At 71.6% G+C, this 20,436-nt stretch carries 19 protein-coding genes and 1 pseudogene; 8 read left to right on the top strand and 12 right to left on the bottom strand.

Going from position 1 to position 20,436, the window contains the following annotated elements:
* Positions 1 to 94 precede the first annotated feature (94 nt).
* The 3 genes from BUB75_RS01815 to BUB75_RS01805 form a co-directional block, all read right to left on the bottom strand.
* A complete protein-coding gene (locus BUB75_RS01815) occupies positions 95 to 862 on the bottom strand; it encodes a hypothetical protein (RefSeq protein WP_073252595.1) in 768 nt (255 codons plus the stop codon).
* A gap of 203 nt (positions 863 to 1,065) precedes the next feature.
* Positions 1,066 to 1,575, bottom strand: a complete 510-nt coding sequence (locus BUB75_RS01810) for an SAV_6107 family HEPN domain-containing protein (protein ID WP_178379737.1) — start codon at positions 1,573 to 1,575, stop codon at positions 1,066 to 1,068.
* 79 nt (positions 1,576 to 1,654) lie between these two features.
* Positions 1,655 to 2,065 (bottom strand): DUF6504 family protein, encoded by a 411-nt coding sequence (locus BUB75_RS01805; RefSeq protein WP_073250739.1) that lies wholly within the window; start codon positions 2,063 to 2,065, stop codon positions 1,655 to 1,657.
* Positions 2,066 to 2,478: 413 nt separating this feature from the next.
* On the opposite strand from BUB75_RS01805, the gene BUB75_RS01800 reads away from it, so the two are divergent.
* Positions 2,479 to 3,858, top strand: a complete 1,380-nt coding sequence (locus tag BUB75_RS01800; protein WP_073250737.1) for a transaminase — start codon at positions 2,479 to 2,481, stop codon at positions 3,856 to 3,858.
* Positions 3,859 to 3,943: 85 nt separating this feature from the next.
* Positions 3,944 to 4,591: a fasciclin domain-containing protein gene (locus BUB75_RS01795; RefSeq protein ID WP_143174985.1), complete on the top strand. Its 648-nt coding sequence runs from the start codon at positions 3,944 to 3,946 to the stop codon at positions 4,589 to 4,591.
* On the opposite strand, the gene BUB75_RS01790 is transcribed toward BUB75_RS01795, so the two are convergent.
* From BUB75_RS01790 to dxr, 4 genes are all read right to left on the bottom strand, one after another.
* Positions 4,588 to 5,430 carry a GNAT family N-acetyltransferase gene (locus tag BUB75_RS01790; RefSeq protein WP_218617230.1) on the bottom strand — a complete coding sequence of 281 codons (843 nt, stop codon included), beginning with the start codon at positions 5,428 to 5,430 and terminating at the stop codon, positions 4,588 to 4,590. The genes BUB75_RS01795 and BUB75_RS01790 overlap by 4 nt on opposite strands.
* A gap of 87 nt (positions 5,431 to 5,517) precedes the next feature.
* On the bottom strand, positions 5,518 to 6,684 hold the full coding sequence (gene ispG / locus BUB75_RS01785; RefSeq protein WP_073250733.1) for a flavodoxin-dependent (E)-4-hydroxy-3-methylbut-2-enyl-diphosphate synthase: 1,167 nt from the start codon (positions 6,682 to 6,684) through the stop codon (positions 5,518 to 5,520).
* Between the two features lie 11 nt (positions 6,685 to 6,695).
* Positions 6,696 to 7,943, bottom strand: coding sequence for a M50 family metallopeptidase (locus tag BUB75_RS01780; protein ID WP_073250731.1), 1,248 nt, complete (start codon positions 7,941 to 7,943; stop codon positions 6,696 to 6,698).
* A 6-nt stretch (positions 7,944 to 7,949) separates the two neighbouring features.
* Positions 7,950 to 9,215, bottom strand: coding sequence for a 1-deoxy-D-xylulose-5-phosphate reductoisomerase (gene dxr / locus BUB75_RS01775; protein WP_084740285.1), 1,266 nt, complete (start codon positions 9,213 to 9,215; stop codon positions 7,950 to 7,952).
* A 311-nt stretch (positions 9,216 to 9,526) separates the two neighbouring features.
* Here dxr and BUB75_RS48395 point away from each other — a divergent pair.
* The 3 genes and pseudogenes from BUB75_RS48395 to BUB75_RS01765 all read left to right on the top strand — a co-directional run.
* Positions 9,527 to 9,694, top strand: a pseudogene (locus tag BUB75_RS48395) (helix-turn-helix domain-containing protein); the annotation flags it as partial.
* Positions 9,695 to 9,721: 27 nt separating this feature from the next.
* A complete protein-coding gene (locus BUB75_RS01770) occupies positions 9,722 to 10,342 on the top strand; it encodes a TetR-like C-terminal domain-containing protein (RefSeq protein WP_245806204.1) in 621 nt (206 codons plus the stop codon).
* A gap of 111 nt (positions 10,343 to 10,453) precedes the next feature.
* Positions 10,454 to 11,914, top strand: coding sequence for an EAL domain-containing protein (locus BUB75_RS01765; protein WP_073250725.1), 1,461 nt, complete (start codon positions 10,454 to 10,456; stop codon positions 11,912 to 11,914).
* Here the strand turns inward: BUB75_RS01765 and BUB75_RS01760 are convergent.
* The 3 genes from BUB75_RS01760 to BUB75_RS01750 form a co-directional block, all read right to left on the bottom strand.
* Positions 11,874 to 13,088: a saccharopine dehydrogenase family protein gene (locus BUB75_RS01760; protein ID WP_073250723.1), complete on the bottom strand. Its 1,215-nt coding sequence runs from the start codon at positions 13,086 to 13,088 to the stop codon at positions 11,874 to 11,876. The two genes, BUB75_RS01765 and BUB75_RS01760, sit on opposite strands and share 41 nt — an antisense overlap.
* A gap of 64 nt (positions 13,089 to 13,152) precedes the next feature.
* The gene (locus tag BUB75_RS01755; RefSeq protein ID WP_143174984.1) at positions 13,153 to 13,500 is read right to left on the bottom strand and encodes a hypothetical protein; all 348 of its coding nucleotides are present in this window, start codon (positions 13,498 to 13,500) and stop codon (positions 13,153 to 13,155) included.
* A 3-nt stretch (positions 13,501 to 13,503) separates the two neighbouring features.
* Positions 13,504 to 15,057, bottom strand: a complete 1,554-nt coding sequence (locus tag BUB75_RS01750) for a Rieske 2Fe-2S domain-containing protein (protein ID WP_178379735.1) — start codon at positions 15,055 to 15,057, stop codon at positions 13,504 to 13,506.
* Between the two features lie 134 nt (positions 15,058 to 15,191).
* Here BUB75_RS01750 and BUB75_RS01745 point away from each other — a divergent pair, with 134 nt between their 5' ends.
* The 3 genes from BUB75_RS01745 to BUB75_RS01735 are packed head-to-tail and all read left to right on the top strand — an operon-like array spanning position 15,192 to position 18,060.
* Positions 15,192 to 15,797, top strand: coding sequence for a class I SAM-dependent methyltransferase (locus BUB75_RS01745; RefSeq protein ID WP_073250717.1), 606 nt, complete (start codon positions 15,192 to 15,194; stop codon positions 15,795 to 15,797).
* On the top strand, positions 15,794 to 16,366 hold the full coding sequence (locus BUB75_RS01740) for a TrmH family RNA methyltransferase (protein ID WP_218617228.1): 573 nt from the start codon (positions 15,794 to 15,796) through the stop codon (positions 16,364 to 16,366). Before BUB75_RS01745 ends, BUB75_RS01740 begins: the two co-directional genes overlap by 4 nt.
* Positions 16,363 to 18,060, top strand: a complete 1,698-nt coding sequence (locus tag BUB75_RS01735; RefSeq protein ID WP_073250715.1) for a glycoside hydrolase family 9 protein — start codon at positions 16,363 to 16,365, stop codon at positions 18,058 to 18,060. The genes BUB75_RS01740 and BUB75_RS01735 overlap by 4 nt, the downstream gene beginning before the upstream one ends.
* Here BUB75_RS01735 and metX read toward each other — a convergent pair.
* Both metX and BUB75_RS01725 read right to left on the bottom strand, forming a co-directional pair.
* The gene (gene metX, locus BUB75_RS01730; protein ID WP_084740126.1) at positions 18,003 to 19,070 is read right to left on the bottom strand and encodes a homoserine O-acetyltransferase MetX; all 1,068 of its coding nucleotides are present in this window, start codon (positions 19,068 to 19,070) and stop codon (positions 18,003 to 18,005) included. The two genes, BUB75_RS01735 and metX, sit on opposite strands and share 58 nt — an antisense overlap.
* Positions 19,070 to 20,413: a bifunctional o-acetylhomoserine/o-acetylserine sulfhydrylase gene (locus BUB75_RS01725; protein WP_073252587.1), complete on the bottom strand. Its 1,344-nt coding sequence runs from the start codon at positions 20,411 to 20,413 to the stop codon at positions 19,070 to 19,072. Before BUB75_RS01725 ends, metX begins: the two co-directional genes overlap by 1 nt.
* Positions 20,414 to 20,436 lie beyond the last annotated feature (23 nt).

Here is a 20,436-nt window from a genome sequence, read left to right as displayed (position 1 = left end):
GCCTCCCCCGCGGTGACCGCACCAGCACGACGGGTCGCGCAGGGCTAGCCATCGTGCCTCCCCCGCGGTGACCGCACCAGCACGACAGGGCCGCTCATCCCGCCTCCGCGGCGGCGCGCAGTGGCTCGGCGGCGGACGACACCGGGACGAGGGTGGGCACAACCTGCCGAATGCGAACAGCCGGGGTGCGCGTGAGGGGCTCCGGGCGGGCGGGAGTGACGAAGGGGGCGATTCGGCCGTCGGGGGTGGGGAGCAGCACGCTCACGCGCCGGGGGCGCGCCGCGCTACCCCGCCCCTCGGCCACCACCGTGACCCGACGCTGCCGGAGCCGTCCGTCCCCGTGCCCGACGCCGTGCCAGACCGCGTCGGTGAGCGACAGGCGCAGGTCGGCACCGGGCCACGCCCCGACCCCGACCAGCACCGCTCCGCGTTGCCGCGCGCGGGCCGCCAGCCGGCGGACCTCCGCGAGCCCGAGCACGCCGGGATCTCCCACCGCGACCAGGTCGACGCCGTCGAGCAGCGCACCCACCACTCCGGCCGGATCCGAACCCGGATCCCGCACCAGCGCCAGCCGGTCCACCGAGACACCGGCCTCGGCGGCAGCGACCACGCCGAGCGCAGGCAGCCCGACGACCGCGCACCAGGACCCGGCCTGCGAGACCGCGGCGAGCAGCGCGACCAGCAGGCTGGTCGAGCCCCCGACCGCGAGCGACGAGCCACGCTGCAGCCCTCCGGCGGGGAACAGCGGCGCCAGCGGCTCCGGCACCGGCAGCAGGTCGGTGACCTGGTGCTTCTGCGCCAGCGTCGACGCCGCCGCGATCTTCTCGGCCAGCGCGGCCCGGGTGGCCGCCTTGGCGCTCATCGCGACCACCCACCCACGGCCGCCGCGCAACCGCATAGTGCTGTTCCCCCGGCGGGCAAACAGCAACATGCGGCTGCCGGCCCTCTCCCCCGTTGCGCATTCATCGCGCGAACGCCCCCTGACCTCTCCGCCCTGCTTCGCCCGGAACCGGCGAATGACCATCCGGCGGGTCTGCGGACCCGCGGCACACGACTGCGACCGAATCAGCCCGCGCGGGGCGCGCTCTCCGGCAACTGGGCGGGAAAGCCGAGCGTGGTCTCGATCAACGTGCAGAACCGCTCGGAGTCCCGGAGCAGGTCGTCGGCCTCGCGCGCGGTCACCGCACGGGGCAACCCGGCTTCGGCGGCGGCCCGCTTCACCGCGGCGGTGGCGAAGAACGCCGCCCACTCCCCCATCTCGGGAGCCACCTGGGTGAGCAGCACCCAGACGCTGGTCGGCCGCGACCGGGGACGACGGACGCCCGGCGGGAGCGGGCGCGCCCGGACCGCCAGCACCGCCGCAGCGGCCCGCAGCGCGGCCAGGTGCGCGGTGGCGTAACGCGGACCGGGCTGCCGGGTGACCGCGGCCTCCCCGAGCCCGTGCCGGGCCAGCGCGAGCAGCTCACGCGGGGTGCGGTGCGGCAGCGCCGAGGCGGGCACCGAGACCGGCGTCCCCCTGGACGTGTCGCCGACGGCCGTGGACGGCCGGACCGAAACGGGGACCGGATAGGTCATTGCCCCGCTCCCGCCGTGAGCATCGCAGCGAGCGCTAGCGAGCGAGGAGCGGAGCAAGGGGACAAAGCGGGGCATGGAGTCACAGTTCCTCCTCGAGGATGTCGATCCTGGTGACGGTCCAGCGCCCGACCGCCCAGTCGAAGCGCAGGTCGAAGACACCGGCAAGTGCGGGGGCCGGCTGCAATGCCGACGGGCTCGCACGAACCCGCCAGATCTCCTCGTCGGGTGGACGGGTCGCGGCAGGCGGTTCGGCGACGGGCTCGACCGGCCCCACCGGACCGGCTGCACGCGCGGCCCGGCGTGCTTCGAGCTCGTCCACCACGGCTGGGGAAGGTGGGAGGTCGGGGCGCGTGGAGGGGGCCGACCTGGGCGAGTTGCGGATGCGGTGATGCGTGAGAACTTCTCGCACCCGGTGGATCTGACCGTTCCAGCGGAACTCCACCGGAGCGTCCGCGCCACCACCGCGCCGGACCTCGGTCTCCTCGGTCACCGTTTCCCCTCCACGCCGTACTGCCGAGCGTCCGGACGGACACCCGGCGCCGCTCGAGGGGAAGGCAGAGCGGCGCCACCAGCTCGGGCAAGGCGCTTCCCCTCGCCTTACCCGAGCCGGCAGCAGCCCCCACCGCCGGTCGGTAGGGTCGGACCAACCGGCGGTGAGGGAATCCGGTAGCGGGTCGCGACACCCGCCCCCGGAATGGTTCGAACGAGTGTTCGAACCTCTTCTACAGTAACGCCGCCCCGGAACCGGCGCAACGCCGACACCGCGCTGTTCAGCTGCCATGTTTGAACCCGACGGATAACGATCCTGGGAAACCCCTACGCCACGGATTCCTGCGACGGCAGAGTGGTGGGCAACCGATTCACCTTCCCCTACGCCCCCACCCAGCCACCCGAAGCCGGAATATGAAGACCATTGCAAGGAGCACCGACAACGTGGACCGCCGCCGCCTCGCCGATCTGATCAGCCGCGAACGCGCCCGGTACGCCGAACAGCACCCGCGTTCGGCGTCCGCGTATTCGAACGCCCGCCACCTGTTCGGCCGCACCCCGATGACCTGGATGGCCAAGCAGGCCGGCGGGTTCCCGCTCTACCTCGCGACCGCCCGCGGGGCGCGGGTCACCGACCTCGACGGGCACACGTACATCGACCTCTGCCTGGGTGACACCGGCGCGATGGCAGGCCACTCACCCGAGCCGGTCGTCGAGGCCGTCAACCAGCGCCTCGGCGTCCTCGGCGGCGCCACCGCGATGATGCCCACCGAGGACGCCGCCTGGGTCGGCGAGGAGCTGACCCGCCGGTTCGGGCTACCGCAGTGGAGCCTGTCGCTGACCGCCACCGACGCGAACCGCTGGGCGATCCGGCTGGCCCGCGCGGTCACCGGCAAGCAGAAGATCCTGGTCAACAGCTACTGCTACCACGGCAGCGTCGACGAGTCGCTGATCGTGGTGGGCCCGGGCGGGACGGCGGAGGTCCGGGAGGGCAACGTCGGCGCACCGGTCGACACCCGGGTCACCAGCCGGGTCGCCGAGTTCAACGACCTCACTCGCCTGGCCGCCGAACTGGCGAACGGCGACGTCGCCGCGGTGCTGATGGAGCCCGCGCTGACGAACATCGGCATCGTGCTGCCCGAGCCCGGCTACCTGGAGGGCGTCCGGCGGCTCACCCGGGAGCACGGCGTCCTGCTGATCAACGACGAGACGCACACGTTCTCGGCCGGCCCCGGCGGGTGCACGCAGGCGTGGGGCCTGGAGCCGGACATCCTGACGATCGGCAAAGCCATCGGCGGCGGCGTACCGGTCGGCGCGTACGGGCTGTCCGACGAGGTGACGGCACGGGTCGAGGCGCGGGACGACCTGGACCTGATCGACATGGGCGGGGTCGGCGGGACGCTCGCGGGCAACGCGCTCTCGGTCGCGGCCACGAAGGCGACGCTCGAGCACGTCCTCACCGACGAGGCGTTCGCCGGCATGACCGCGCTCGGGACGCACCTGGCCGACGGCACCGCCGCACTGATCCAGAAGCACGGGGTTCCCTGGTCGGTGGCCCAGCTCGGCGCCAGGGCCGAGTTCCGGTTCGCCGATCCGGCGCCGCGCAACGGTGGTGAGTCGCACGCCGCCGGCGACCCCGAACTGGACGACTACCTGCACGTCTACGCGGCGAACCGGGGCGTGCTGCTGACCCCGTTCCACAACATGGCGCTGGTGTGCCCGGCCACCACCCGGGACGACGTCGACGCCCACCTCGAGGTCCTCGACGCCGCGATCGCCGAACTCGTCGGGTAACCATTCCATCGGAAAGTGGCACGGAACGGCTCGCCAGTAGCTACCGTCACATCTCACCCATCCATCCCAGCTGGAGGGAGAGATCGTGCCGTCACTGCGATCAGTGCTTCCCCGGCGGCGGTGGCTCCTGGTGACCCTCGGCCTCGTCGTCGCGGTCGGGCTGGGGGTGACCTGGGCCGTCGCCGGACAGGGCGAGGAAGCCCCGGTCACCACCCAGGCGATGTCAACCTCGGTGCCGACCGATCCGACGGCGCTGTTCGGCGCCGGCTGCGACGCGCTCCCGGACGGCTCGTCCGACCCCGCTGCCCCGGCGGGCATGCGCGGGCGGCCGGTCCGGGAGATCGTCGAACATCATCCCCAGCTCACCACGCTGCGCGACGCCGTGGAGAAGGCCGGCATGCTGCGCACGTTCGACGACCGCACCGGGCTGACCATGCTGCTGCCCACCGACGCGGCGTTCGACAAGGTGCCGGGATGGCAGCTGAAGCTGGCGCTGTCGAACCGGCAGATGCTCACCGACATCCTGACCTACCACGTCATCGAGAAACCGCTGAACCCGAAGCAGCTGAACTTGGACGGCCCGTTCACGACGCTGGAAGGCAGTGAGCTGCGCGTCCGCGGCTTCGGCGAGAGCCTCCGGCTCGGCGTCCAGAATGCCCACGTGATCTGCGGAAACATCCCGACCAAGAACGCCACGATCTACCTGATCGACACGGTCCTGCTGCCGACCTAGAACAGGACCGTCGCGAACGTGCCGACCTGGGCGAAGCCGCAGCGCTGGTAGACCGTGCGGGCGGCGTGGTTGAAGTCGTTCACGTACAGGCTGACGATCGGCGCCACCGTCCGCAGCGTGTCCGCGACCACCGCCGCCATCGCCGCCGTCGCCACCCCGGTGCCGCGCCGGTCCGGGTGCACCCAGACGCCCTGCACCTGGGCGACCCGGGAGCTGACCGCCCCGAGCTCCGCCTTGAAGACGACCTGGCCGTTCTCCATCCGCAGGTACGACCGTCCGGCGCGCACCAGCTCGGCGACCCGCGCCCGGTACGCGATGCCCCCGTCCCACTCGACCGGCGAGACCCCGATCTCCTCGGTATACATCGCGATGCACGCCGGCAGCAGCGCGTCGAAATCACGCATGTCCGCGCGGCGCACCCACGGGTCGGGCGCCACGTCGGGCATCACCGCGGTGGCCAGCAGCGGTTGCGAGGCCCGCACCTCGCGGGGCGGCCCCCAGTCCCTCATCAGGTCGTCCCAGAGCGGCAGCACCGCCTTGTCCGGCCCGACGATCGACGAGCAGACCCGCCCCTGCTCCCGCGCCACGTCGGCGAACGCCCGCACCGCCTCGGGCTCGGTGGTCAGCGGCACCAGGTTCGCCCCGGAGTAACACAGACCGCAGACGACCCCGTCCAGCGTGTAGCCCCAGAGCTGCGCACCCAGCCGCCAGCGCGAGATGCCGTGCGACCCGACTCTGGCGGCGACGAACACACCGGCGACCGGATCGGCGTCCAACAGCTCCTCGACCGCGCCACGGTCGGCGTCCCGCAGAACACGGACCGGCCTGGTCGTCAACACGAGGGGCTCCACCCGCGTTCGGAACTCACTCCCCCAGCCTGCCATGAACAGGGGGTCCCGGCCCACTGCCCCGTCGGCCGACGCGACCTAGTGCACCTCGACGGTGGGAGCCAGGCCGCGCAGCTCCTCGGGGAGCTCCGCGCCCATCTCCTCGGCGAGCCGGAGCGCCTCCTCGATCAGCGTCTCGACGATCTGCGACTCCGGCACGGTCTTGATGACCTGCCCCTTGACGAAGATCTGGCCCTTGCCGTTGCCGCTGGCGACGCCGAGGTCGGCCTCCCGCGCCTCACCCGGACCGTTGACGACACAGCCCATCACCGCGACGCGGAGCGGCACCGGCAGCCCCTCGAGGCCGGCCGTGACCTCCTCGGCCAGCGTGTAGACGTCCACCTGGGCGCGGCCGCAGGACGGGCACGAGACGATCTCCAGGCCGCGCTCGCGCAGGCCCAGCGACTCCAGGATCTGGTTGCCGACCTTGACCTCCTCCACCGGAGGGGCCGACAGCGAGACGCGGATCGTGTCGCCGATGCCCTCGGCGAGCAGCGCGCCGAACGCCACCGCCGACTTGATCGTGCCCTGGAACGCCGGGCCTGCCTCGGTGACGCCGAGGTGCAGCGGGTAGTCGCAGGCTCGGGCCAGCTGGCGGTACGCGTTGATCATCACGACCGGGTCGTTGTGCTTGACCGAGATCTTGATGTCGCGGAACCCGTGCTCCTCGAACAGCGAGCACTCCCAGAGCGCGCTCTCGACCAGCGCCTCGGGCGTCGGGCGGCCGTACTTCTGCAGGAGCCGCTTGTCGAGCGAGCCCGCGTTCACGCCGATCCGGATCGGCACGCCGGCGTCGGAGGCCGCCTTGGCGATCTCCTTGACCTTGTCGTCGAACTGCTTGATGTTGCCGGGGTTGACCCGGACCGCCGCGCAGCCCGCGTCGATCGCCGCGAAGACGTACTTCGGCTGGAAGTGGATGTCCGCGATGACCGGGATCGGGCTCTTCTTCGCGATCGCCGGCAGCGCTTCCGCGTCGTCCTGGCTGGGGACGGCGACCCGCACGATCTGACACCCGGACGCGGTCAGCTCGGCGATCTGCTGGAGGGTCCGGTTGACGTCCGACGTCGGCGTGGTCGTCATCGACTGGACGCTGACCGGCGCGTCACCGCCCACCGGCACGTTGCCGACCATGATCTGCCGGGAGACCCGGCGTTCGGTGAGCTTGGGAGCGGGCGGGCGGGGCAGGCCGAGGGAGACGGCGGTCACAGCAGGTCCTTTTATCGCGTGAGCGTGATCGGGTTGATGATGTCGGTCGCCACTGTGAGCAGCGTGATGCCACCGAAGATCAGCACGACCGCATAGGTGATCGGCAGCAGCTTCGTGTAGTCGACGCGTCCCGGGTCGGGCTTTCCGCGCTTGGCCGCCCACCACGACCGGACCTTCTCGAACCAGGCGATCGCGATGTGCCCGCCGTCCAGCGGCAGCAGCGGGAACAGGTTGAACACACCGATGAAGAAGTTCAGGTTCGCCAGCAGCAGGAAGAAGATCGGCCAGATGCCGCGCTCGACGACCTCGCCGCCGATCCGGCTCGCCCCGACGACGCTGACCGGCGTCTCCGGGTCACGCTCCTGGCCCATGAGGGCGTCCCAGAGCTTCGGGATCTTCTCCGGGAAGTTGGCGATGGCCCGGAACGTGCCCGCGAAGATCTGCCCGGTGTAGTCGAACGCCTGGCCGACGCCGTCGACCGGACCGTAGGTGACGGTCAGCGGGGCGTCCGAACCCTTGGGCGCGACGCCGAGGAATCCGACCTCCTGCACCTTCGGCGTGTCGGTCGTGCTGATGTCCAGGTTGCGGCGGACGACCGTGATCGTCGCGGTCGTGGTGACGCCGTCGCGGACGTACGTGACCTCGGTCGGGCCTGCGGGCGACTTGCGCACCTGCGTCACCAGCTCGCCGTACGTCGGCGTGTTCTGGCCGGCGAACGTGATGATCCGGTCGCCGGGCTCGAGCCCCGCGGCCGCGGCGGGCGACTTCGGGTCACCGTTGGCCAGCGAGCAGTTGACCGAGTCGGGGTTGGCCGGGACGCACTCGTTCACCGTGCCGAGGACGGCCGGCTCCTTGCTCGCGTCGTAGCTGGCCCGTTCCGGGTTCGGCAGCCCGACGAACACGGCGGTGATGTAGAGCAGCACCACGCCGAGGACGAAGTGGGTCAGCGAACCGGCCGCCAGGACGATCGTCCGCTTCCAGACCGGCCGCTTCCAGAACACCCGCGACTCGTCCTCCGGGGCGACCTCGTCCAGCGGGGTCATACCGACGATGCTGACGAACGCGCCGGCCGGGATGGCCTTGAGCCCGTACTCGGTCTCCTTGCGGCGGAACGAGAACAACGTCGGCCCGAAGCCGATGAAGAACCTCGTGACCTTCATCCCGAACGCCCTGGCACTGAACATGTGGCCGGCTTCGTGGAGCGCGACCGAAATCAGGATGCCGAGGGCGAAGAGAAGAATTCCACCCGTGTACGCCATCGGCGCTTACCTCGACCCTTCTACAGCTGAAGACACTTCCGCGGATGACCCAGCGCCGAGCCCGAACGCACGGCGATTCGCCTCCGACCGTGCCCAGCGCTCGGCGGAGAGAACGTCCTCGACGCTACCTGGCTCGTCCAGTAGTCGGCTGTCGGCGGTTTCAGCCGATTCGACCACAGAACGTACAGTGTCAACGATCCCCGTGAACGGGAGCGAGCCGGCGAGGAACGCAGCGACACATTCTTCGTTGGCAGCGTTGTAGATCGCGGGCAGGCACCCGCCTGCCTCGCCGGCCTCACGGGCGAGCCGCACGGCCGGGAACACGTCGTCGTCCAGTGGTTCGAACGTCCAGGTGGCGGCCTTCGTCCAGTCGACCGCGGCGGCGGCGTCCGGAACCCGGTCCGGCCAGGCGAGGCCGAGCGCGATCGGCAGCCGCATGTCGGGTGGACTGACCTGGGCGAGAGTCGACCCGTCGTAGAACTCGACCATCGAGTGGACGAGCGACTGCGGATGGACGACGACGTCCAGCCGGTCGTACGGCAGCCCGAACAGCTCGTGCGCCTCGATCACCTCGAGCGCCTTGTTCACCATCGTCGCGGAGTTGATCGTGACGACCGGCCCCATCGACCAGGTGGGGTGCGCCAGCGCGTCCTCGGGAGTGACGTTCGCCAAGTCGGCGCGCTTCCGGCCACGGAAGGGGCCACCACTGGCGGTCAGGATCAGCTTCCGCACCTCGGCCGCGGCTCCACCGCGCAGGCACTGGGCGAGCGCGGAATGCTCGCTGTCGACCGGGACGATCTGCCCGGGCTTGGCGATGGCCCGAACCAGCGGGCCGCCCGCGACCAGCGATTCCTTGTTGGCCAGCGCGAGCGTCCGCCCGGCGGTCAGCGCCGCGAGCGTCGGGGCCAGACCGATCGACCCGGTGATCGCGTTGAGCACCAGACCGTTCTCGCCGAGCGGCCACGCCGCGAGGTCGGTCGCGGCGTCCGGACCGGCGAGGATCTTCGGCAGCGAGAACCGCCCCTCGCTCCAACCACGACGCTGCGCCTCGGCGTAGAACGCGAGCTGCAGGTCTTGGGCGGTGCTCGCCCGCGCGACCGCGACGGCGTCCACCCCGAATTCCAGTGCCTGGGCGGCGAGCAATTCGACTTGGGCGCCCCCGCCGGCCAGACCGACCACCCGGAACCGGTCGGAGTTCCGGCGGATCACGTCGAGGGCCTGGGTGCCGACCGAACCGGTGCTACCGAGGATGACCACCTCGCGTGAACTCATGACGCCCATTGTCCCGTACCGGGACGAGCAGCACACAGTCACGCTTCGTCCACATCTGAGGGATTTGCGCCAACCCGTCCGGACAGACAGGACGTCCAACTACAAATCATCCGAACGGCTAGGCAGATCTCGGTCAATGACACCAACGATGAACAGTTCGCACTCGGGCGGTTACCGAAAGCCGTCGGGCTCGTTGTGCGGAATGGCAGGGCGGTCACGCCGGCTGACGAGGCACCGGGCGGCCTCTCGGCAGACAAGCGCGTGACCGCCGCAGCGGAAGTTCGCGAGGGGGTCTTGGAGTCGTGACTGTGATGGTGAACCGTCGGGAGCGCGTCCGGGCGGCGACGGTCCAGGAAATCAAGGACGTGGCGCGGAGGCAGCTGGTCGGCGAGGGGCCATCAGCGGTCTCGCTGCGGGCCATCGCCCGCGAAATGGGAATGACCGCACCGGCTTTGTACCGGTACTTCCCAAGTTTTGACCATCTTGTGCAGTCGTTGGTGACCGATTTGTCAACGGAACTGTGCGCGGCCGTCGAGCACGCCCGTGATCTGGCGTCGCCGGACGACGCCGGTGCGCGGCTGCTGGCGGTGTGCCGGGCGTTCCGCGCCTGGTCGGTCGGTCACCCGGCCGAGTTCGGGCTGATCTTCGGCGCACCGACGCCGGGGTACGGCACCCCGGCCTACGGTGCCGGCCCGAGCGGCCTGACGCCGACGCAGACCAGCCGGGCGGCTGCGAGCGATTCGGTCGGGTCGGACGGGCACGGTGACGAGAGCACACCGGCCGCCGAGCGGCTGGACAACGGTGGTGCGCGATTCGGGCGGCTGTTCCTGTCCGCGTTCGCGGACGTCTGGCGGGAACGTCGCTTCCCGACTCCGGACGCCGATCAGCTGCCGCAGCGGCTCACCGAGCAGCTGGCGGCCTATCGTCAGCGGCTGGGCAGCACGCTTCCGCTCGGTGCGCTGGCGGTCGTGTTCGGCTGCTGGATGCGGCTCTATGGGCTGGTCAGCCTCGAGGTGTTCAACCACATGAGCTTCGCGTTGCCCGACCCGGAGCCGTTCTTCGAGGGCGAGTTGGCGGAGATCGCGGCGCGGCTGGGCATCACCGATGTCGAGCCGGCTCTACACTGACCCCTTTCCAACAGCAGGACACGGTCCACGCTCCCCGCGTGCCGGTGCGGACCGGGCCGCACCGGGCCGTCCTGCCCTCAGCCGCCCCAGCCCGGAGGGGAGCGCACACCGGTGAACCTGCGCGCCACGGACCTCGGACGTGGCCACGCGGCCGTCAGCCGAACGAACTCCCCGCCTCACACGCCGGCGCCGCGGCGGCGGAGCGGTCGGCGGCCCGGTCCCGCGGACGTCCGGCGGCTGCTGACGCCGGGTGACACCGACGACGACAAAGGTCCCCAGGTCTACGCACAACCCATCCTCGACCTGGTGTCGGGAACGCTGAGCGGCTACGAGGCGCTCGCGCGGTTCCGGCGATTCCCGGCGGCGACACCGGACGACTGGTTCGCGGCCGCCCACCGGGGCGGCGTCGGCGCCCAGTTGGAGGCCTACGCCGTCGCCAAGGCACTCGAACTGGGAGCGACGCGTCCCGCGGGGACCGTGCTGTCGGTGAACGTGAGCCCGAGCGTCATCGACTCACCCGAACTGCAGGCCGTGCTACCGCACGACCTGACCGGGCTGCAGTTCGAGGTCACCGAACACGAGTTGGCCGACGACGGTGCCGCGTTGGTCGCCGCGCTGGAGCGCCTGCGCCGTCGTGGTGCGCGAATCGCGGTGGACGACGTCGGCGCGGGCTTCGCCGGCTTCAAACGGCTGGTCACGGTGGCACCGGACGTCCTCAAGCTCGACCGGGCCCTCGTCACCGGGGTCAGCCGCGAGCCGCGGAAGGTCGCGCTGGTCGAGGCGATCGTGCACTTCGGGGCGCGGACCGGCGCGCGGGTGTGCGCGGAGGGCCTGGAGACCGTCGAGGACCTGGCCGCGGTGACCGATCTCGCGGTCGGGCTCGGACAGGGCTGGCTGATCGGACGGCCCACCGCGGAGTTCGCCGCGGTCGACCCGGTCGCCAGGCAGGCCTGGCAAGCGGGTCAGCCGGGTGCACCCCGCTGCCCGGGGGTGCCGGGCCTACCGAGCCGGCCGGGCGGGATCGGGCCGCGGCAACTACACGACCTCGCCGAGGTGCTGGAGAGCCTCTCCGAGGTCCGGACGCTGGACGCGGCCGCCGCCGTCCTCGCGGGTTCCACCGAGTTGCTCGGCTGCCAGGCGATCGGGCTGGCGGTGGTGGAGCAGGCCTCGACCGCGGCCGGGCAGTCCGTGTTGCGCCTGCTGACGCCCGAGGGCGCGCTCGGCGGCGCCGCCGAGCGTCCGGGTGGGCCGGGGTGGCCGTGGCCGCTGTGTCGAGCACCGATCGCCCGCCAGGTGGTGGACGAACGGTCGGTCGGTCAGGTGCTCGCCGGTTCGGTCGCGCCGGATACCGTCGAGCGGACCTGGCTGACCGCGACCGGAAGCCGGTCGATGGTGCTGTTCCCGCTGGTGTCCGCGGGACGTGCGGTGGGTCTGCTGGTCTGCGGACGACGTCACGAGCACCTGTGGAGCCGGGCGGAGCTGCGTCCGGCGCGGACCGTGGCGGCCGCCGCCGGCGCGGTCATCGCCGCACTCACGCCTCCCGGATTCCCCACGGCGACCCGTACGCGGTGAGCAGGTCGAGGAACGGCACCGCGTCGAACGCCTCGGGCCCGAGGACGCCGCTGCCGGACCAGACACCCGCCGCCAGCAGTTCCAGCGCCACCACCGGGTTGACCGCGGTCTGCCAGACCACGGCCTGCGCGCCGTACTCGGCCATCGACCAGTCGTTGTCGACGACGTGGTGCAGGTACACCTCGCGCGGACGCCCGTCGACGCCGGTGCCGGTCACCCACGTCCCGGCGCAGGTCTTCCCGCTCATCCGGTCACCGAGCGTCGCCGGGTCGGGCAGGCAGGCCGCGACCACGTCGCGCGGCGAGACCTCGACGCCGCCGACGCGCACCGGCGTCGTCCGGTCGAGCCCGAGCCGGTGCAGTGTCTGCAGGACGCCGATGAACTCCGCGCCGAGGCCGTACTTGAACGTCACCCGCTTCGCCCGCACCCACCGCGGGATCAGCAGGACCTCTTCGTGCTCGACGTTCACGCACTCCACCGGGCCGATGCCGGCCGGGAAGTCGAAGACCTCCGGCTCGCTGAACGGCTCGGTGGTGAACCAGCCTTTTGCTTCCTCGTAGACCACCGGCGGGTTCAGGCACTCCTCGATCGTCGTCCAGATCGAGAACGACGGCGCGAAGATCGGCTCGCCGTTGTCGCCGGTCACGACGAGGTTCGCGCCGTCCCGAATCCCGATCTCGTCGATCTCGGTGAACAGGTGGTCGGCGGCGTACCGCGCGAACACGTCCGAGAGCCCGGGTTCGACTCCCATCCCGACGAGCGCGAGCCGCCCGGCGTCCTTCCACGCGGGTTCTGCGGCGAACTGGGCCTCACCGAGGGGGACCCCGACCTGCCGATACGGCTCGGTGGAGTGCGGCGCGGAGAGCGACATCGCCATGTCCAGGTAGTCGACGCCCGCGCTCTGGGCCGCGGCGAAGATCGGGAGCACGAACCGCGGATCGACGGCGTTGAGCACGTGGGTGATCCGGTGCTCGGTGATCAGCGCCTCGATCGCGTGCTGATCCGAGGCGTCGACCCCGGCGGCGACGAACCGAGGGTCACCGGCCGGGAGCGCACGCGCGGCCCGCCCCGGGTCGTAGTCGGCGACGACGATCGCCTCGAAGAACTCCCGGCGGGCGGCGATCACCGCGACCGCGCTGCCCACTCCACCCGCGCCGACCACTAAGACACGCATGGCGCCACGATAACCACGGCCAGATGCCCACGACGCCATCTTTTGAGCGGTCAACCCGCGAGAATCACACGATTTCCGGGGTGAGGACGAGCTCATGGTCAGGAGGTACGGTGCCGACCAGGGTTCGGAACGCGCCGAACTCGGCCTGTTCCTCCGCGCTCTCCGCGTACGGCGAGATCCGGCTCAGCTCGGTCACGGCCATCCGGATCTCCAGCGGCCCGAACACCACCTCGCCGTCCGCCGACGGCAACGCGTCCAGCGTCCGGGTCCAGCCTTCGGGGACGCGCGCCAGTACGGCGAAGAAGGCCGGCCCGAGCGTCAGAGCGGGCGCGGACGGCTCCGCGGGCTTACGCCGGAACAGACCGGCCAGCCCACCCCGGCGGACCGGCCGGACTGTGACGGCAAGGACCACCACCTAGGACCCGGCCAGTGCGCTCCGACTAGAGCTAGCCGGGCTGCTCCGCAGCGGATGTCCGACCGACGTCAGGCACGAGCCGTCCTTCAGCCGCCACTTCCACCCGTGCATCTGGCAGGTCAGGACGCCGTCCTCCACCTTGCCGAACTTCGTCAGGTCGGCCTTCAGGTGCGGGCACCGCCGCTGCACGGTCCAGCCCTCGAGGTCGATGTCCTCGTCGTCGGTGCTCTGCTCGGCGTACCAGCCCTCGGCGTAGTTCAGCCGCTCCTCGCCGAGGCACTTGAAGAACGCGTAGACGAACTCGTTGTACGGACCGACCCGCGCCGCCGAGAACCGGCACGACAGGAACAGGCTGTTCACCCAGTCGATCTCGTGGATCGCGACCAGGTGCTCCAGCAGCTCACGAGGGGCCGTGAAGCGGTAGCGCGCCCGCTCGCCGTCCCAGGCACGGAACTCCCGCGCCACGAAGTCGAGCACCATGTCGATGTCGCCGCGCTCGGCGTCGACCGCGGTGAGCCGCACCGGGCCGTTGATGCCACTGGCCATCCGCTCGGCCTGCTGCATCAGCGGCTCGATCCACTCCTTGAGCGCGGGCAGCAGGTCGATCTCCGGGTGCGCCCAGCCGGCCTTCTCCGCCTCGAGAACGGCCTTCTTCCGCTCGGCGTAGGCCCGCAGGTAGGGCTCCTTGTTCTCACCGAACACGGTCGCCGGGTCGTACGGGTGGGTCACCGGAGCACCCTCGGCGCCGAAGTCGCAGACCGACCCGGGCAGCAGCAGCCGCCCGTTGTCGTAGCCCTTCTCCTCCATGTGGTCGAGGAAGACCTGCTGGTCGGGGAAGATGTTGCCGGGGTCGTTGCCGAGGTCGTTGAACTGCCAGAGCTCGTCGTCGAGGAAGCACGGCGGACCGGCGATCGGTACGACCCAGGTCGCCTTGAGGTCGTCGATGTACCGGATCGTCCGGTCGAACTGACGCGCCCGCTTCTGCTCGCCGAAGACCTGCTTGGCGTGGTCGGTGAGCTCGTACACCATCGGGTACCAGATGGCCCCGGAGTACTGGAGCATGTGGATGTCCACGTGCCCCAGTTCGGCGAACGCGGACAGCTCGGTCGGCCGGGCGTCGTTCTGGTTCAGCAGCGTGGTGACGCCGTCGTCCAGCCAGAGCGACGAGTCGCCGATCGGCCCGTCGGTCGGCGAGATCAGGGCCTGGATCAGCACCTTCAGGCCGTCGAGGTCGTGCACCTCGCCGTTCTTCGTCCGGAAGATCTTCGTGAAGCCGAGGTCGCGCAGCGCGTCGTGCAGCTCGTCGGTGGGGTACTCCGGCAGCAGCACGGTGGCGGACTTGGAGATCCGCTTCAGGTTCTCCGGGTCGTAGTGGTCACGGTGCAAGTGCGACACGTAGAGGTAGTCGACCTTGCCGATCTCGTCCCAGTCGAGCTCGGAGTTGTCCGGGAACGGGAACCAGGACCCGAAGTACGCCGGGTTCACCCACGGATCGCAGAGCACACTGCCGTGAGCGGTCTCGATCAGGGCACTCGCGTGGCCCAGGCCCGTCACTCGCACAGCTCTCCGACCCTCCCGCGGCGGGCCGCACCCACCACCGACGACGTCACTACACCGATTCGGCTTCTTACCGTAGCGGGCCGACCGAAGTAACCCCGGCCGAGCCCGCCCCGTACCCTTTACACACTGTGAGCGACCACTACTTCACCGCCCGGCCATCGGCGACCAGCGCGCCGCGGCAGGTGCGGTTGGCGCTCCGTGACGTACAGGTCGGCCTCACCACCGACGCGGGGGTCTTCTCCCCCACCGCCGTCGACGCGGGCACGCTCGTCCTGCTCGAGAGCGTGCCGCCACCGCCGGCCACCGGCGACCTGCTCGACCTCGGCTGCGGCTACGGCCCGATCACGATCACGCTGGCCCGCCGCGCGCCCGGCGCGACGGTCTGGGGTGTCGACGTCAACGAGCGGGCCCGCGAGCTGGCCCGGGTCAACGCCGCGAACGCCGGCTGCGACGGCGTCCGCATCGAGGCACCGGACGACGTCCCGGACGATGTCCGGTTCGCGGCGATCTGGTCCAACCCGCCGATCAAGGTGGGCAAGGCGACCCTGCACGGCATGCTGCAGCGCTGGCTGCCCCGCCTCGCCCCAGGCGGCGTCGCGCACCTCGTCGTCCAGCGGCACCTCGGCGCGGACTCGCTGCAGCGCTGGCTGGAGTCCGAGGGTTTCCCGACCGAGCGACTAGCCTCTCGCAAGGGGTATCGAATTCTGGCGGTACGAACGGAAGACACGACGTGATCCATCAGCTCCGGGGAACCGAGCTCAAGCGGCTGCACCGCACCTGGCGCCGCCGCAGCGACAGTCGGCTCGCGCTCCTGCTGGACGACGTCGGCAACCCGTACAACGTCGGGTCGATCACCCGGTCGGCAGCGGCGTTCGGCGTCGACCACGTCTACCTGTCGGGGTCGTCGGTGTCACCGCGGGCGCCGAAGGCGGCCAAGACCGCGCTCGGCACCGAGCGGTACCTGCGCTGGTCCGAGCACCCGACGATCACCGACGCGATCGCGGCCGCCCGCGGCGACGGGTACCGCGTGGTGGGTGTCGAGCTCGCCGACCCGGCCGTGCCGCTGGCCGATCTCGACCTGGCCGCGGACGTCTGCCTCGTCCTCGGCCACGAGGAGCGGGGCATCTCCGCGACCGGTCTGACCGAGTGCGACACGATCGGTTACGTCCCGCTGATCGGGCGGGTCGGCTCGCTCAACGTCGCGACCGCTGCCGCGATCGCCTGCTACGAGGTGCGGCGTCAAGGCTGGGCCGCCGACGACGGCCACGGTTATGCCGACGAAGAGGGCGACGACGTCGGATGACCGTCCGGGCGGTGCGCGTCAACCAGCTCGGCTACCCCGCCGGGTGGCCACTGCGCGCCACCGTGGCGACCGACGCGACCACCCCGCTGCGCTGGCACCTCCGGGACGCCACGAGCGGCACCGCCGTCGCCGGTGAGACCACCGTCCACGGCCTCGACCGGGCCGCGGGCGAGTCAGTGCACACGATCACGGTGCCGACGGTCGCCGGTGAGGGTGACGGCTGGACGCTCGTCGTCGAGGGCGTGGAGAGCCCGCCGTTCGCGGTCGGCGCCCACGCCGCTGCCCGCTATCGCGACCTGGCCGGTGACGCGGCCCGCTTCCTCTACCTGCAGCGCAGCGGCACCACGATCGACGACGCCGAGTACGGACGCCCGGCCGGGCACGTGGACGCGCCACCGAACCGGGGCGACTCGGCGGTCGCGTGCCGGCGGCCGGACTGCCCGCGGCGCCGGTGGCTGTTCGGCTGCCGCGGCCACGACCTGCGCGGCGGCTGGTACGACGCCGGCGACCACGGCAAGTACGCGGTGACCACCGCGGTGTCGATCTGGCTGCTGCAGCACGCCGAGGAGCGCACCCGGTCCGGCGACCCCGCGCTGCTCGACGAGGCCCGCTGGGGGCTGGAGTTCCTGTTCGCCGCGCAGTTGCCGACCGGCGACCCGCAGGCGGGCATGGTCTTCCACGCGGTGCACGACGTCCGCTGGACCGGGCTGCCGCTGCGTCCGGACCAGGACCCCGAGCCGCGGACCGTCCGGGCGCCGAGCACCGCGGCGACGTACGGGCTCGCGGCCGTCGCCGCGCAGGCGGCCCGGGTCTGGGAGGTCCACGATCCGGTGTTCGCGGCCCGGTGCACGACGGCCGCCGACCGGGCCTGGACCGCCGCGTCGAGCCTGCCGGTGGTGTACGCGGACGTCGCCGAGGGCGGCGGCCCGTACGACGACACGGACGTCCGGGACGAGCGGTACTGGGCGGCCGCCGAGCTGGCCGTGCTCACCGGCGCCGAGGAGTACCGCTACGCGATGGTGCACTCCGGGCTCGACCCGCTCGCGGCGCTGCGCGAGGGGTTCGACTGGCGCTCGGTGCTGCCGCTCGCGCAGCTGACGCTGGCGCTGGGCACCGGGTGGGTCGCGGCGTCGGCGGCCACCGCGGCCAGGGCGGCGCTGGCTGCCGCCGCGGAGACGCTGCTCGCGACGATCGACGCCGAGGGCCACGGGACGCCCTACGCGCCGCCGGACGGCCGGTATTGCTGGGGATCGAACTCGCGGGTGCTGGCGCACGCGCTGACGCTCGGTGCGGCCGCCGACCACACCGGCGACCGCCGGTACTTCGCCGGTGAGCTGGCCTGCCTGGATCACCTGCTCGGCCGGAACGCGTCCGGGGTGAGCCAGGTGACCGGGTACGGCGTGCGGGCGGCGTCCCGGCCGCACCACCGATTCTTCGCGCACTCGGTGGACCCGTCGTACCCGCAGCCACCGCCCGGCGTCGTGGTCGGCGGTCCGAACTCCGGCCTCGACGACCCGGTGGCCGCCGCCGCGCTGAGCACCGCGCCGCCGCAGCGGTGCTGGATCGACGACGTCGGCTCGTGGGCGACGAACGAGGTGACGATCGGCTGGAACGCGGCGCTCACGGTCGTCGCGCGTCACGTCGCCGCGCGCGTGGCCCCGGCCCGGTCGTTAGACATCGGCCGCGCCGCCTGATCCGCGAGGAGGTCGGCGACGATCGCTCCGACCTGGTCGACCTCGATCAGGAAGCCGTCGTGGCCGTACGGCGACCGGATCACCCGTAGCTCCCCGGCGCCCGCGATGTGCGTGGCCAGCTCCCGCTGCTGCGCGAGCGGATACAGCCGATCGCTGTCCACCCCCGCCACCACCGTCCGTGCGGTGATCCGCCGCAGAGCGTCCGCAATGCCGTTACGGCCACGACCGACGTCGTGGCCATTCATGCCTTCGGTCAGCGTCACGTAGCTGCCCGCGTCGAACCGACGCACCAGCTTCGCCGCATGATGATCGAGATAGGACTCGACCGCGAAGCGGTCGGAGTCCTGCCTGTTGCGGCCGAACCGGGTGGCCAGCTCGGCCTCCGACCGGTACGTGACGTGGGCGATCCGCCGGGCGATGCCCAGCCCGGCGACCGGGCCGGGCCCCGGGTAGTAGTCGCCGCCCTCCCACCCCGGGTCCGACCGGATCGCGTGCAGCTGGGGCGACGCCCACGCGATCTGATCGGCCGACGCGGCGGCGGTCGTCGCGAGCAGCAGCAGACGCTCGACCCGGGAGGGCGCCGACACCGCCCACTCCAGCGCGCGCATCCCACCCATCGAGCCGCCGAGCACCGCGGCCCAGGACCGCACGCCGAGCGCGTCGGCGAGCGCGATCTCGGCCGCGACCTGGTCCCGGATCGTCACCTTCGGCCAGCGGCTCCCCCAGGGGCGCCCGTCCGGTGCGGGTGACGACGGTCCGGTGCTGCCGCGGCACCCGCCGAGGACATTCGGTGCCACGACCCACCACCGGTCGGTGTCGACCGCGCGGCCCGGCCCGATCAGCCCGTCCCACCATCCCGGCGTAGGCTGCTCGGGTCCGGCCGCGACGTGGCTGTCCCCGGTGAGCGCGTGCAGGATCAGCACCGCGTTGGAGCGGTCCGGCGCCGGCGTGCCCCAGGTTTCGTACGCGAGATGCACGTCCGGAAGCGCAACACCGCACTCCAAAAGCATCAGGACTTCGCTGCCCGGAACCCCGCATCCAGGTCCGCGAGCAGGTCCTCCAGCCCTTCGAGCCCGACCGCCAACCGGACCAGCCCCGGCGTCACGCCGGTGGACAGCTGCTCCTCCGGCGTCAGCTGGCTGTGCGTCGTGCTGGCCGGGTGGATCACCAGGCTCCGCACGTCGCCGATGTTCGCCAGGTGGCTGAACAGCTCCAGCGAGTCGACGAACCGCTTGCCGGCCTCCACACCGCCGCGCAGCTCGAACGAGACCACCGCGCCCGCGCCACCGGGCAGGTACTTCTGCGCCGCGGAGTACCACGGGCTGCTGGGCAGGCCCGCGTAGTGCACGGCCTCGACCTCGTCGCGCTCGGTCAGCCACTCGGCGATCGCCTGGGCGTTGCGGACGTGCCGCTCGATCCGCAGCGACAGCGTCTCGATGCCCTGCAGGATCAGGAAGCTGGTCAGCGGCGCGATCGCCGCGCCGGTGTCGCGCAGCTGCTGAACCCGCAGCTTGGCGCCGAACGCGCCGTGGCCGAGCGCTTCCCAGTACCGCAGGCCGTGGTAGCTCGGGTCCGGCTCATGGAAGTCGGGGAACCGGTCCGCGTGGGCACCGAAGTCGAACGTGCCACCGTCCACCACGACGCCCGCGATCGCGGTGCCGTGCCCGCCGAGGTACTTGGTCGCGGAGTGGATCACGATGTCGGCGCCGTGCTCGATCGGCCGCAGCAGGTACGGCGTCGGCACGGTGTTGTCGACCACCAGCGGGACGCCCACTTCGTGGGCCACGTCGGCCACCGCCCGGACGTCCAGCACGTTGCTGCGCGGGTTCCCCAGCGTCTCGGCGAAGAACAACTTCGTATTGGGACGCGACGCGGCGCGCCACTCGTCCAGGTTGTCCGGGTCTTCGACGAACGAGACCTCGATGCCGAGCTTCGGCAGCGTGTAGTGGAACAGGTTGTACGTGCCGCCGTAGAGCGAGGCGCTGGAGACGAAGTGGTCGCCGCTCTTCGCCAGCGTGAGGATCGCGGCGGTCTCGGCGGCCTGACCGGAGGCCAGCGCGATCGCGGAGATGCCGCCCTCGAGCGCGGCGATCCGCTGCTCCAGCACGTCCTGGGTCGGGTTGTTGATCCGGGTGTAGATGTGGCCGGGCTCGGCGAGGCTGAACAGCGCGGCCGCGTGATCGGTGTCGCGGAACACGTACGACGTGGTCTGGTAGATCGGTGTCGCCCGCGCGCCGGTGGCCGGGTCCGGTGCGGCGCCCGCGTGGATCTGGCGGGTCTCGAACGACCAGGCGCTGGTGTCCCGCTCGTGCGGAGCGTCGAGCGTGGCCTCGGGCGCGGGGTCGGGCGACAGTTCTGACACGGGGGTCTCCTCGG

This window comes from Cryptosporangium aurantiacum, from assembly GCF_900143005.1.
GTDB lineage: Bacteria > Actinomycetota > Actinomycetes > Mycobacteriales > Cryptosporangiaceae > Cryptosporangium > Cryptosporangium aurantiacum.
This window is presented reverse-complemented; position numbering and strand designations above follow the sequence as displayed.

Coding starts and splice junctions, on each gene's coding strand:
- BUB75_RS01815 (WP_073252595.1), bottom strand. CDS start 862: ATGAGCGCCAAGGCGGCCACCCGGGCCGCGCTGGCCGAGAAGATCGCG.
- BUB75_RS01810 (WP_178379737.1), bottom strand. CDS start 1,575: ATGACCTATCCGGTCCCCGTTTCGGTCCGGCCGTCCACGGCCGTCGGC.
- BUB75_RS01780 (WP_073250731.1), bottom strand. CDS start 7,943: ATGGCGTACACGGGTGGAATTCTTCTCTTCGCCCTCGGCATCCTGATT.
- BUB75_RS01735 (WP_073250715.1), top strand. CDS start 16,363: ATGACCGTCCGGGCGGTGCGCGTCAACCAGCTCGGCTACCCCGCCGGG.
- dxr (WP_084740285.1), bottom strand. CDS start 9,215: ATGAGTTCACGCGAGGTGGTCATCCTCGGTAGCACCGGTTCGGTCGGC.
- metX (WP_084740126.1), bottom strand. CDS start 19,070: ATGCTTTTGGAGTGCGGTGTTGCGCTTCCGGACGTGCATCTCGCGTAC.
- BUB75_RS01800 (WP_073250737.1), top strand. CDS start 2,479: ATGAAGACCATTGCAAGGAGCACCGACAACGTGGACCGCCGCCGCCTC.
- BUB75_RS01760 (WP_073250723.1), bottom strand. CDS start 13,088: ATGCGTGTCTTAGTGGTCGGCGCGGGTGGAGTGGGCAGCGCGGTCGCG.